At 35.3% G+C, this 13,285-nt stretch carries 9 protein-coding genes and 2 tRNA genes; 6 read left to right on the top strand and 5 right to left on the bottom strand.

What is annotated here, in order from left to right; translation table 11 throughout:
• Positions 1-4 precede the first annotated feature (4 nt).
• Positions 5-1,228, bottom strand: coding sequence for an ornithine--oxo-acid transaminase (gene rocD, locus HOG71_01345; GenBank protein ID MBT5989472.1), 1,224 nt, complete (start codon positions 1,226-1,228; stop codon positions 5-7).
• 186 nt (positions 1,229-1,414) lie between these two features.
• On the opposite strand from rocD, the gene HOG71_01340 reads away from it, so the two are divergent.
• From HOG71_01340 to HOG71_01315, 6 genes are all read left to right on the top strand, one after another.
• Positions 1,415-3,829 carry a phenylalanine--tRNA ligase subunit beta gene (locus HOG71_01340; GenBank protein MBT5989471.1) on the top strand — a complete coding sequence of 805 codons (2,415 nt, stop codon included), beginning with the start codon at positions 1,415-1,417 and terminating at the stop codon, positions 3,827-3,829.
• On the top strand, positions 3,826-4,110 hold the full coding sequence (locus HOG71_01335; GenBank protein ID MBT5989470.1) for a hypothetical protein: 285 nt from the start codon (positions 3,826-3,828) through the stop codon (positions 4,108-4,110). Before HOG71_01340 ends, HOG71_01335 begins: the two co-directional genes overlap by 4 nt.
• 11 nt (positions 4,111-4,121) lie before the next feature.
• Positions 4,122-4,406 (top strand): cell division protein ZapA, encoded by a 285-nt coding sequence (locus HOG71_01330; protein ID MBT5989469.1) that lies wholly within the window; start codon positions 4,122-4,124, stop codon positions 4,404-4,406.
• Between the two features lie 66 nt (positions 4,407-4,472).
• Positions 4,473-6,041, top strand: a complete 1,569-nt coding sequence (gene rny / locus HOG71_01325; GenBank protein ID MBT5989468.1) for a ribonuclease Y — start codon at positions 4,473-4,475, stop codon at positions 6,039-6,041.
• Between the two features lie 107 nt (positions 6,042-6,148).
• A tRNA-Gln gene (locus tag HOG71_01320) sits at positions 6,149-6,220 on the top strand.
• Positions 6,221-6,242: 22 nt separating this feature from the next.
• A tRNA-Gln gene (locus tag HOG71_01315) sits at positions 6,243-6,315 on the top strand.
• Positions 6,316-6,368: 53 nt separating this feature from the next.
• On the opposite strand, the gene HOG71_01310 is transcribed toward HOG71_01315, so the two are convergent.
• From HOG71_01310 to HOG71_01295, 4 genes are all read right to left on the bottom strand, one after another.
• Complete coding sequence (locus HOG71_01310; GenBank protein ID MBT5989467.1) at positions 6,369-9,422, bottom strand: T9SS type A sorting domain-containing protein; 3,054 nt, start codon at positions 9,420-9,422, stop codon at positions 6,369-6,371.
• 82 nt (positions 9,423-9,504) lie between these two features.
• Entirely contained in the window at positions 9,505-10,023 is a 519-nt protein-coding gene (locus HOG71_01305; GenBank protein MBT5989466.1) for a flavodoxin, read from the bottom strand.
• 448 nt (positions 10,024-10,471) lie between these two features.
• Positions 10,472-11,839 (bottom strand): NADP-dependent isocitrate dehydrogenase, encoded by a 1,368-nt coding sequence (icd, locus tag HOG71_01300; protein ID MBT5989465.1) that lies wholly within the window; start codon positions 11,837-11,839, stop codon positions 10,472-10,474.
• A gap of 208 nt (positions 11,840-12,047) precedes the next feature.
• Positions 12,048-13,285, bottom strand: a 1,238-nt coding sequence (locus HOG71_01295) for a hypothetical protein (GenBank protein ID MBT5989464.1), incomplete at its 5' end; no start/stop codon positions are given.

Here is a 13,285-nt window from a genome sequence, read left to right as displayed (position 1 = left end):
TTAATTATTCAAATTCTTTAACAGTTTGCTTGATGATGTCAATGCATTCCATCAACTGTTGTTCATTTATGACCAGCGGTGGCGCAAAACGTATTTTATCGCCATGAGTTGGTTTGGCTAATAATCCATTGTCTTTCATAGCAACACATAAGTCCCATGCAGTTTTGCCGTTTTTCAAATCAACAACAATTGCATTGAGTAATCCCTTTCCACGAACAAGTTTTATTGTTTCATTTTCAAATTCACTCAGTTCTTTCCTGAATATTTGACCCAGCCTCTCTGCATTTTCTGCTAGTTTTTCATCTTTAACTACATTCAATGCTGCCATTGCTACCTGAGCAGCCAATGGGTTGCCGCCAAAAGTAGAACCATGCTCACCAGGCTTAATGACTAACATAATTTCATCATCGGCTAAAACAGCTGATATTGGTATAACTCCACCTGATAATGCTTTTCCTAAAATAACAATATCAGGACGAACACCTTCATGGTCGCATGCTAACAGTTTACCTGTACGTGCAATACCTGTTTGTACTTCATCAGCAATTAAAAGTACATTATTCTTTTTACATAAATCGTATGCTCCTTTCAAATAACCTTCATCAGGCACAAATACACCTGCTTCACCCTGTATGGGTTCAAATAAGAAACCTGCTACATTCGGATCTTTAAGTGCTTCTTCTAAAGCGCTTAAGTCGTTATAAGGGATTTTTACAAATCCGGGGGTAAAGGGACCAAATCCTTCATAGGAATCAGGATCGGTACTAGCTGAAATGATGGTTATTGTTCTTCCATGAAAGTTTTCATTGCAGACAATAATTTTTGCCTTATTTTTTTCAATTCCTTTCACATCATATCCCCATCTTCGACATAATTTGATGGCGGTTTCATCAGCTTCAGCTCCTGTATTCATAGGAAGCATTTTATCATAGCCGAAATATTCTGCCATGTATTTTTCCCAAACACCAAGCGTGTTGTTGTAAAATGCTCTGGACGTGAGTGTTAAGGTTTTAGCCTGATCAATGAGTGCCTTGATAATGGCAGGATGACAATGTCCTTGGTTTACGGCTGAGTAAGCTGAAAGAAAATCATAATACTTCTTTCCTTCAACATCCCAAACATGAACACCTTCACCTTTGGCCAATACGACCGGTAGAGGATGGTAGTTGTGTGCACCAAATTTGTCCTCCATTTCTATTAACATCTGTGATGTGAGTTTCTCTGTCATTTTAATTTAAGTTTATTAGGTCGTTTATTGAATCTTGGCAAATATATATTAATATCTTTAAATTACTTATTATAAGCCATTTAGTTTGTTCAAATTAAATTGGAACAATCCCTGAATTATTCTTTATACAGGATTAACTTTGTAGTCTTTTTTTCTTGGATAAAGATACACTAATTAGAATAATTTATGCTGATATCATACAACTGGCTTAATACATATCTGGACGTTAATTTATCTGTAGATGAGATTGCAGAAATATTAACAGATACTGGATTAGAGGTCGAAGGAGTCAAAAAAAACCTGAAAAAAGATAAATTAGCTGATTCGGTTTTAGTGGGTTTGGTAAAATCTGTTGAAAAACATCCCGAAGCTGATAAACTAACTATTTGTCAAGTTGACATTGGGCAAGAATCTGATTTGCAAATTATTTGTGGTGCACCAAATGTTGCAGCCGGACAAAAAGTGCCTGTGGCTACCATTGGAACAGTTCTGAATCCTATTGAAGGCGATCCATTTAAAATAAAAAAATCAAAGCTCCGCGGATCCTTGTCAGAAGGAATGATTTGCGCTGAAGATGAACTTGGAATCGGAAAGAGCCATGATGGCATTATGATTTTAGACAGCGAAATTAAAACAGGAATCCCTTTTAAAGATACCATTAAGGATGAGGGAGATGCTATTATTGAAATTGCTATTACACCCAATAGGGGCGATGCTATTTCGATGTTGGGTGTTGCCAGAGATGTAGCTGCTTTCAGCAAAACAAAGGCGCAATATCCAAGCATTGATGCTTTTAAAGTCGAAAATTCTAGAGAAGATATAAAAGTTAGTATTGAGGAAGAAAGTTTATGTCCCAGATATTCAGCTGTTTGCCTTAGTGGAATTGAAGTTAAAGATTCACCAGAATGGCTGCAAAACAGATTGAAATCAATTGGGCTAAATCCCATCAATAATATTGTAGATGCGTGTAATTTTTTAATGTTTGAAAATGGCCAGCCTCTGCATGCTTTTGATTTGGCAAAAATAAGCGACAAACATATTATCGTTAAAAAATTAGCCAAAGGAATAAAATTCAAAACATTAGATGAATCTGAAGTTGAATTAAGTGGCAGCGAGTTGATGATTTGTGATGCAACCAAAGGAATTGCTATAGGTGGTGTTATGGGAGGCTTCGAATCCATGGTAACCGCAGAAACAGATTCAATACTAATAGAGTCAGCTCATTTTAACCCTACATCAATTCGTAAAACAGCTCGTCAGCACACTTTCTTTACCGATGCTGCTTATCGTTTTGAACGTGGATCAGATCCAAACTTTACTGTGGATGCAGTAAAAAGAGCTGCTTTATTAATCAAAGAAATAGCAGGAGGAGAAATCAGTTCTGAAATTATTGATGCTTATCCTAAACCAATTAAGAATAAAGTTATTGATCTTTCCTTTGATTATGTGAATGGTATTTTAGGCAATAAATTGAGTAATAGCGTAATAGTTGACATTATTAAAAGTCTGGAATATTCAGTTTTAAAAGAAAATGATAAAATGATTCAAGTTGAAGTGCCAACTTATCGTCCTGATGTTTTGCGACCCATTGATTTGGTTGAAGAGGTATTGCGCATTTATTCATACAATAAAATAGAATTCAGTGATTTGGTAACAACGCCACTTCCTGAGTCTAAAGTTGATGAAAGAAGTAAATTTTTGAACGGATTAGCAAATTATTTAACATCCTCAGGTTTTAATGAACTATTAACACCATCCTTCTTTTCTTCGGCCAATATTGATCAGGAGAATACAGAGAAAAAAGCCATTAAAACGCTGAATGCGGTAAATGCAAACCTGGATACACTTCGCAATAATTTTTTATTATCCGGATTGGATGCTCTTTCTTACAATTATAAACGTAATCAGTATAATCTCAAGTTTTTTGAGATGGGTAAAATATATTTTCAAAAAGCAGAAGGAAAATACATTGAGGAGGAAAAACTTGCTATTTGGCTGAGTGGCTCTATTCATGATGAAAGTTGGTTTGAAAAAACAAAGAAAATCGATATTTACTTCTTGAAATCGATCGTTCAAAATTTGATATCCTTATCGGGCGTGAAGGCAAATATATTGGAAGAATCGATCAAGGAAAACGACTATTCTTTTGCCATTTTATTAACAGCTAATGGTAAAGAACTGGCAAAACTGGGACTTATTAAAGCAGAAATAGGAAGTAGGTATGATATCAAAGATGATGTATACTATGCAGAATTAAATCTGGATTATTTATACAAACTATATCGCAAAAAATCAATTCAGTATCAGCAACCAGCCCGATTCCCATTTATGTTAAGGGATTTATCAATTGTTTTAACCAAGGAAATAAAATATTCAGACATCAAATCAAGTATTGAGGCTCTTCATATTAAAATGATGAAAGAACTGATTTTACTGGATGTATATGAAGGAAAAAACCTTGATTCCGATAAAAAATCATATACTATTCGTATGAAATTTCAGGATGATGAAAATACTTTAAAAGATAAACAAGTTGATTCGTATATTAGTACAATAATTAATGTACTTGAAAACCAGCATAAAGCAATAATCAGGAAATGACAGACCTGGCAACAACCATAAAACGACTTCATAGCAAAGCAGAACAATTACTTGAACAATACAAGGAGTTGAGTGCTGAGAATGAGGAATTGATAGCGCAAGTTATAGCTTTTAAAGAGGAGAATGAGCGTGCTGAATCACGTATAAAGGAATTAGAGAATAAAAGTTTAAATTTGCAATTTTCAAATAAATTTGAAGTAGAAGACAAAGAAAAATTAAAATCTACAATAAACGAACTAATAACTGAAATCGATAAAGGTTTAGAGCTACTAAAAGGCTAAGAACGAGGTAAATGAAAGAACAAATCTCAATAAAAGTGAATATAGCAGATCGTATTTACCCCTTGAAAGTATATGCAGAAGAGGAGGAGAATATCAGAAAAGCTGCAGAACTAATTAATAAAAAGGTAAATCTATATATTGAGCAATACTCTATTAAAGATAAGCAAGCAGCACTATCAATGTGTGCGTTGGAAATAATGACAGAATCATTGAATTCTGAATCTCAGAAATCTGATGATCACGATTCGCTAATAAAACAACTTATTGATATTGAGTCACTTCTTTCTGTGTCCTAAATGACACTTTACATCTCTTTGTCCATGTAGCGGCTAAGCATTTTTATAAATACTTAATATAAAATCATGGGCTACATAATTCCATTACTAATCGGATTAACTGTTGCTGCCTTACCTACCGGAGTTTTTTTAGGGAGGAAAGTTTTAGCTGGAAAGCTAAAAGAGCAGGAATCTGATATCAGCAAAAAAAGCAAGATAATGCTTCAAGAAGCTGAAGATAAAGCTGAAATCATCCGCAAAGACAAAATGTTGGAAGCGAAGGAGAAATATCTGCAGATGAAATCACATCATGAACGTGAGATTCAAAATAAAAATAAAATTCTAAACTCAAATGCCAATAAACTAAAAGAAAAGGAAATTAACCTCAGAAGAAAGTCAGAAGATTTACAAAGAAAAGAAAACGAGATCATGCAAACAAAAGAAGATCTCGAAAGACAATTAGCAATTAATATCAGAAAAAAGGATGAGCTTGAAAAATTACACCAAATGCAGGTTGATCAACTTGAAAAAGTAGCTGGAATGTCTGCTGAGGTTGCAAAATCACAATTAGTTGAAAGTTTAAAAGAAGATGCAAAAGATTCAGCAAAATCAATGATCAAAGAAATTACTGATGAAGCTAAACTTACTGCCAATAAAGAAGCCAGACGTGTTGTTTTAATGTCCATTCAGCGGGTTGCTGTAGAGCAGGCAGTGGAAAATTGCGTATCTGTTTTTCCTATTGAAAATGAAGAAATTAAAGGTCGTATTATTGGTCGTGAAGGAAGGAATATACGTGCTCTTGAAGCAGCTACAGGTGTTGAAATTATTGTTGACGATACACCCGATTCAATCGTACTTTCTGGATTTGACCCAATACGCAGAGAAATTGCCCGATTATCATTGCATAAATTAGTAACTGATGGACGTATTCATCCAGCACGTATAGAAGAGGTTGTTACTAAAACAACTAAGCAAATTGATGATGAGCTTATTGAGGTTGGTGAGAAAACATGCATGGATTTAGGTGTACAGCGCTTGCATCCTGAACTAATTCGGTTGGTTGGTCGTATGAAATACAGATCGTCATATGGACAGAATTTGCTCCAACACAGTAGGGAAGTAGCCAACCTTTGTGCTATTATGGCTAGTGAAATGGGCTTAAATCCGAAAAGAGCAAAAAGAGCAGGTTTGCTTCATGATATTGGAAAGGTGTCAGATGAAGATCCGGAAGTACCCCATGCAGTTTTGGGTTCGCGCTTGGCTGAAAGGTATAACGAACATCCTTCTGTAGTTAATGCTGTTGGTTCTCATCACGATGAATTGGAAATGACCAGCATGTTAGCTCCGATTGTACAGGTTTGTGATGCTTTATCAGGAGCAAGACCAGGTGCACGCAGAGAAATTTTCGAATCATATATCAAACGTCTTAAAGATTTAGAAGATATTGCCTTATCGCACGAAGGTGTGTTTAAAGCTTATGCTATTCAGGCAGGACGTGAGTTAAGAGTCATCGTTCAAAGTGATCGAGTTTCTGATACAGATTCAGATTCGCTATCTTATGACATTTCTCAGAAGATTCAGGAGACTATGACCTATCCCGGACAAATCAAAATCACGGTTATCAGGGAAAAAAGATCAGTTGCGTTTGCTAAGTAAGTTGCAGAATTACAGCTGATTAGCTAAGCTGGATTTTTGTTTGTATTTGAATTGAAAATTTGTTTTGGTTAATTCTTGATTCTTCATATTTTTGCACTCGCATTTAATGACCTATGGTGTAATCGGCAACACACCAGATTTTGGTTCTGGAGTTCAAGGTTCGAGTCCTTGTAGGTCAACAAAATTCAGTTCTTTACATATTGACCGATGGTGTAACAGGCAACACATCTGATTCTGGATCAGAAGAGTTCAGGTTCGACCCCTGATCGGTCAACAATCCAAACCCAATTTATTAAAAATTGGGTTTTTTATTGCTCCCTGCGAATGCTAGTTTTGCAACAGTACTAATTTTTGATGGATAGCCGTTTTGCTTAGGAGTATGATGGTATATATACCGCTTGCAAATTGATGGGTATAAACGGTCTGTGGTAAGCTGATATCATCCATATGCAGTACTGTTTTTCCATTTTGATCTAATAGTAACAAGTTAATAGTTTCGTTGGATGAGCTATTCAAAATAAAATAACCGTTGGCAGGATTAGGAGAAATATGGATTGCATCCTTGTTAATATCTGCCATTGCTGAAAAATACATTTGCATACTTTGATATACACAGCCCAAAGAATCTTCCATGATTACATAAAAAAGGCCAGTTTTATCAACTAGTTGGTAGTGCTGAGTACTTCCCTCAATTATTTGTCCTTCAAAATACCACTGATATGATTTCATTCCACTTTCCACAAATAGTGTATCATGTCTTCGTGCAATTACAGAATCTGCTAATTCAGTGACTTGTAGAGCCATTGAGTCTATAGAAATGCAATTTCCATTTAAGAAGAAATAGTATGCATAATGATTACCTGAACCGGCAGAAGAGGGATTGAATACATTTTCAATTATTCCTTTCCCAATCCAAAAACCACCTATGGGATCTCCCATTAAATTTTGTGCCGAAGCATTAATGCAAATTATTTGACTATCACCTGCTTCAACTTCAATTTGTTCGAAAACCTTTAGTTTAAGTGTATCTGAATTTTGACATTGATTTTGATCTTCGACATTATAAACCAAATTGAAAAGGGCACTGTCGATTATGCTCATTTGGCTAGGATCAAAATAGTTTGAATCTACTCCCTTTCCAGACCACAATCCGCCATTTGGGAGTGCGCTTAAAAAATATCTTCCTTCTGATGCACACATACTGTCGAATTGATTCATTTTGATTGCAGGCAATCCATAAATCAGGATATCGGTCTGAACAGAGGTTTCACAACGATTGGAATCTGAAAATATATAATGGAGTTTGTAAAATCCTGTATCAGCCAAATAGCTGTTGAAAAGGTGTCCATGAATAAGATTGCTATCCATACAGCTCCATAGCCCATTTTTTGGCTGAACCAAAGTGTCAAGATTAACATATTCGTTTTTGCAAACGGAAAAGAAAGAATCAATGATTACAATTGGTCGTGCATGAAACGTAGTGTGAATGCTGTCACTGGCTTTGCATCCAAAGTTATCCATTGCACTACAGTAATACATTGCATCAACTGAGGACATCAATGATGCTGTTATTCCAACAACTTGCTGACTGTTTCCAGCTATCCATTGGCAACTTAATACGGAGTCGCTTTCATCAATTTTAGGAAGAAGCTGCAATTCTACATTTTCGCCTGAACATAAAATACTATCCTGAATAAGGTCTATATCGAATTGATTTACCAGAATTAGGTTGCTATCTGTAGCTTGGCAGCCAGTTGTGTCAGTCACAGTAAGTGAAAAGACCTGATCCTTATACAAACTGCTGCTATTAATCGTTGAGGTTTGTTGACCACTTGACCATTGATAAGCAACTGAGCCCATATTATCTGAAACATAGCTTGCCAAATCAATAGAATCGCCTAGACAAATGGTTGAATCTGAGCTAATGCTTACTTGCAGCTGATTGATCTGAACATTTATTGTATCATAGGCTACACTGCCTAATTCATCTATTACCATTACACTAAATTGGCTATTCTGAAATAATGGTTCAGTGGTTATGCTGCTGCTTTTTTTGCCATTATTCCATAAATAGCTGACTTGCCCATAACAATTAGCGATGGAAGTTGATATTGTCAGGGAAGCTGCTTTACAAAGGAGGGTGTCGTTAGGTAGTTCAACTTGAACTGGAGGCAGATTTATAACATTAAGTTTATATGCTTTGGAGATTGAACCCATTAAGGGGCAATGATCGTCTTTTGCATTAACATAGAAGTATAAGGGCTTATCGTATTGATTTACAGTATCTGTATAGAATGTAAAACTGCCTGATGGTCTTTTTACGCTACCGCTATTATCTGTCCATATAGCTGTATTTATATTCCCTTTATAAGCAAGTGAAACTGTATCATTTGGATTTCCATCGGCTGTTTGAACAGAAAAAGTTATGGTATTGCCGGCTCTGATTGTTTTTTCAAAAGGACCACTTAGTGTAGGATAATAGTTTAGTGAACAATTGATGATATTGAATTGGAACTCTCGCATGACTTCTCCAATTTTGGTATATATACCATTTATTTTACGCCATTCGCATACTTTAATGGTTAATAATGTTTGCTCCACTTTAGTGGGTCTAAATGAAATATCGCCTGTTGAATTGTTCAGATGAATACCTTTTGGTAAATTCAGATTTGCGTTAGGGAATCCCCAAAAATAAACAGGCTTGGTAAAAGAATACTGACCTGAAAACGAAACATTACTTGTTGGACTGCTTAATGGGGATGTCCATTCGGTACTCAATGAATCAAGTGGCAAGCCATATTCATTGGTGTCGTTATCAGTAGCCCCGTTATTGAACGTTAAGCTATTATTTAAACAATTGATCATGAAGGCAGGGTTCTCAAAATGGGGTGAACTGTTTTGAGGAGCCAGACATTTATTAAACATCGACTCGATATAGAAATTGGTGTTGCCGGGACCTGTAGTAATTTGTGAATTCCGACAACATGAACTGTAGAAAAATACTATTTCGCAGCACGAAACTGAGCTATCAATAACTACTAAGTAGGTATAATTAAACTTTTCATAACCATAAGGGAATGCACAGGAAGAATAATCGCAGCGCGAGCATTGGTTATTGCAAACAGGAATAACACTTTCAGGGCTTGATGGTGATATGGATTGATAGCCAATTTGTTGGCCTGAGTTTTTGCATTTCCAGCGAAGAGTTGCATTTCCAACACCCATGCCTACACACTCATTATAGCCAATTAAGGTAACCAGAAAACTATCAGTTCCTACATTATCCCAGCTAATTTCTGCACCCATTACACAGGGGTAAACACTATTTGAAATTATTGAGAAAAGAAACAGGAAGAAGAAATTTTTTGCTTTGATTTTCATTTCTGCTTTTATAGCATTAGTATGAATGAATGCTTAAAAGTAACTATTTTTATTGATAAATAATTATATATTATATGTTCTGTTAGTTTGGTGAAAGCTTAAACTGACTTTTTAAATAATCTGTCCATTTTTGAAGTCTTTCGTGTGTAATACTGTGCTGAAATTTTTCGTCTAAAGCCAAACCGACAAAAGATCCATGTTTAAATGCTTTGGATTTACGAAAGATGTAACCATAAGGATACCAGTTACCAATAATTTTTACGTCATTTTCATTCAACTTATCATATAAAATTCCCATCCCATCAACAAATGAATTGGGATAGTGCTTTTGATCGCCCAAGCTAAATAGCGCTATTTTCTTATTTTGAAAATCTATTTCGCTTAAGATAGCTAGCTTGTACTCCCAATCTTCCTGTATCATTCCCGCGTCTCTTGTTGAACAACCAAAAATAAGATAGTTGTATGCCTCCAAATCTTCTTTTTTAGCGTGTTTAATATTTCTAATGTCAGCATTTTCAGGTCCAAAAAGTATACGCAACTCGCGTGCTATTTGTTTAACGTTGCCATGGGAAGAGCCGTAAAAAATTCCGATTTCAGCCATTTTCTATTATTATGATCCAAAATTATGTATTCTGTTTTAATTAAGAAGGAATCTTAATAAATATTTTGTAAGATTAAGTTTTTTTGCAAAGAAAAAGGCAAAGCTGATTTCCAACTTTGCCTTTAATTTTCCAAATCAATTTTATGATTATGCCTTTCTACGTGATTTAACATAGGTGTAGGTCAGGCTTCCGATTACGGTAGAAACGGTTGCTAATAAAACTATTAATGCGGTCATTGTTGTATTTTGTTAATTTTATATAAAGATTCAGCCTTATTCTAATACCATGCCAAATGCCTCTTTCCTCGATAAAGTTTAATTGTGGCCTCTTTGGGTCGCTTAAAGACTGAAGTTTGACAAATCTTAAAAGTTGTCAAAGCAAATGGCTGCAATAAAAAACCCCAATCATTTTAAATGATCGGGGTTTCGTTATCATGTTAATTTTGGATTACATATTCTCAATAATGGCATCTGCAAATTCTGAGCATTTGAGTAATGTTGCTCCTTCCATCATGCGGTGGAAATCGTAAGTGACTTGTTTTTGAGCAATTGATTTTACCAATCCATTCCAAATTAAGTCGTTTACTTCTGTCCAGCCCATATATTTAAACATCATGCCTCCTGATATAATCACACTTCCCGGATTCACTTTATCAAGATTAGCATATTTTGGAGCTGTTCCATGTGTGGCCTCGAAAATTGCATGACCCGTTTCATAATTAATATTTGCACCCGGTGCAATTCCAATTCCGCCAACCTGTGCAGCTAGTGCATCCGATAAATAATCTCCATTCAGATTCATGGTAGCAACTACATCGAATTCTTTGGCTCTGGAAAGTACTTGTTGCAGGGTAATGTCTGCAATGGTATCTCTGATTAAAAGTTTTTTCTTCCACTGTCCGTTACCATGAGTAGGCATTAAAGCAATGGCTATTTCTATTTCGTCACGAATTTCTTTTTGTTGATTTGGTGTCATCATTACATAACCCGGATCAATCATTTTCGCGTTTTCTTCAACACTTAATGCAGAATTTGCATCTTTATTTCCAATGATCCAACTTTCACGTTCAGTAACAATCTCGTTTCTGTACTTTTCTTTGGCAAGCTCATATCCCCAGGTCTTAAAAGCACCTTCGGTAAACTTCATGATGTTTCCCTTATGCACCAATACGAGAGATTTTCTTTTCTCCTCTATTGCAAATTTAATAGCTGCATTCACAAGGCGTGTTGTTCCCTGTTTTGAAATTGGCTTAATTCCGATACCTGATGTTTCAGGGAAACGGATTTTTTTGACACCCATTTCGTTCTCAATGAAATTGATAACTTTTTTTACTTCATCAGAACCTGCTTGCCATTCAATTCCTGCATAAATATCTTCTGTGTTTTCTCTGAAAATGACCATATCAACATCTTCAGGCTTATTTACCGGAGATGGAACACCAGCCACATATTTTACGGGACGTAAGCAAGTATATAAATCCAACTCTTGACGTAAGGCTACATTTAATGAACGTATGCCTCCTCCAATTGGAGTTGTCAACGGGCCTTTAATACCTACTAAGTATTCTTTGAAAGCATCCAGCGTTTCTTTTGGGAGCCATTCTCCACTTTTGTTAAATGAGTTTTCACCAGCCAATACTTCTTTCCATTCTACTTTTCGGGTTCCATTATAGGCTTTTTCAACAGCTGCATCAAAAACTTTTTTTGCTGCCTTCCAAATGTCAGGTCCTGTACCATCTCCTTCAATAAATGGAATGATGGGCTGATTCGGAACATTTAGCTTTCCTTCCTGCATGCTTATTTTTTGTCCGCTCATATTCTTCTAGATGTTTTAAATAGGTAAATAAATAGATATTTTGATAAGCTGCAAACTTAAATATTTTTTTTCAGCTAATTTCTATTTGAAATCAGGAATTTATTATTTGTTCTGATAAAATAATAATGCTGCTGATTGAGAATAATCAACGCATGTGCAGAACAAAAGATAGCGGGATAGAAGTTATAGGAAAATGTAAATTTGAAGATTAGTCTTTGGGAGATAAACCAAGATTTTTTTGAAGGTTCTCCAGTTCCGGGTTTTTTTCTTTTAAGTGCTTGTATTTATCCTCTGGACTAATCAGGTATTTGCTTTTCTCTTCTTTGGTCACTTCGCGGGTTGTTGTATTAATCTGGAAGTTTTCGATTTGATGGCCGTTCATAAATTCAATAAAGCGCGACATCACTTTCCGAAATCTTTCCTCAAGCGATGCATTTTCAAATTCTAATAAAATGGAGAAATCGTCTGGAAACTTGATGGGGTTATCTTTCAGACTATTGTATAAGCTAATCATGTTATTTTTCAACTCTTCATCCAAATATTTGCTATAAATCTCCTGAAAGTGTTTCTGATTAATGGGCACTTTCTTATTTTCATCTATTCCATCGGATGGAGTTTCTTGAACTTGCTTGAGTTTTGCTTTTTCTTCAGATTCTTCCTGAATTAATTGCTCCCTTACTGTATTCAAATTAGCAAAATTACTAATACCATTCTTTTTCTTTGGTTGGATTTTTTCCTGATGTTTTGATTCTTCTTTAGCTAAATTACTGGATTCGCTATTTTGTTGGGTAGTATTTGGCGTTTTTACTTCTTCTTGTTTCGGTTTAGCTTCTATTGTTTCTTTTTGAGGAGGCAATGCTACTGTTGGTTCAGCTTTTTTTTTTTGATCCTCAAGGGATTTGACTAAATCGATTGCATCCGAAATATAGGCAAGCTTAATAAGTGCCAATTCAGTGTGTAGGCGCTGGTTTTTACTTTCCTTATAGCTTAAGTTAAACTGATTGAGTATGTTTAATGCAGAAAGTATAAATGATTTATTTGTTTTTTTTGCAGCCTCAATAAAACGGTTCTTGACTGTTTCGGGTACATCCAATAATACATCTGTATTGGGTAATTGACTAACCAGTAAATTTCTCAAATGCTCACTTAATCCCATCAGGAAATTTTGTCCATCAAAACCTTTGTTCAATAATTCATCAAAAACAAGTAATAATTCGGCAATGTTTTTTGTCTGAATCAGATCGATTGCTTTGAAAAAATAATCATAATCAATAATGTTAAGGTTTTGCACAACAAAATCATAGGTGATTTCATTTTGAGTAAAACTAACAATACGATCAAAAATTGTTAAGGCATCTCGTAAGGCCCCATCTGCTTTTTGCGCAATTATGTGTAAAGCTGTTTCTTCAGTTTTGATATTTTCCTTCTCAGCAATGAATTGCAAAT

This window comes from Bacteroidota bacterium, from assembly GCA_018698135.1.
In the GTDB taxonomy this organism is placed as follows: domain Bacteria; phylum Bacteroidota; class Bacteroidia; order CAILMK01; family JAAYUY01; genus JABINZ01.
Note: the sequence above shows the minus strand (reverse complement) of the source record. Positions and strands in the feature narration are given on the sequence as shown.

Bases quoted from the DNA above. Each gene is read 5' to 3' on its own strand.
- rocD (MBT5989472.1), bottom strand. From the start codon at position 1,228: ATGACAGAGAAACTCACATCACAGATGTTAATAGAAATGGAGGACAAA.
- HOG71_01340 (MBT5989471.1), top strand. From the start codon at position 1,415: ATGCTGATATCATACAACTGGCTTAATACATATCTGGACGTTAATTTA.
- HOG71_01335 (MBT5989470.1), top strand. From the start codon at position 3,826: ATGACAGACCTGGCAACAACCATAAAACGACTTCATAGCAAAGCAGAA.
- HOG71_01330 (MBT5989469.1), top strand. From the start codon at position 4,122: ATGAAAGAACAAATCTCAATAAAAGTGAATATAGCAGATCGTATTTAC.
- rny (MBT5989468.1), top strand. From the start codon at position 4,473: ATGGGCTACATAATTCCATTACTAATCGGATTAACTGTTGCTGCCTTA.
- HOG71_01310 (MBT5989467.1), bottom strand. From the start codon at position 9,422: ATGAAAATCAAAGCAAAAAATTTCTTCTTCCTGTTTCTTTTCTCAATA.
- HOG71_01305 (MBT5989466.1), bottom strand. From the start codon at position 10,023: ATGGCTGAAATCGGAATTTTTTACGGCTCTTCCCATGGCAACGTTAAA.
- icd (MBT5989465.1), bottom strand. From the start codon at position 11,839: ATGAGCGGACAAAAAATAAGCATGCAGGAAGGAAAGCTAAATGTTCCG.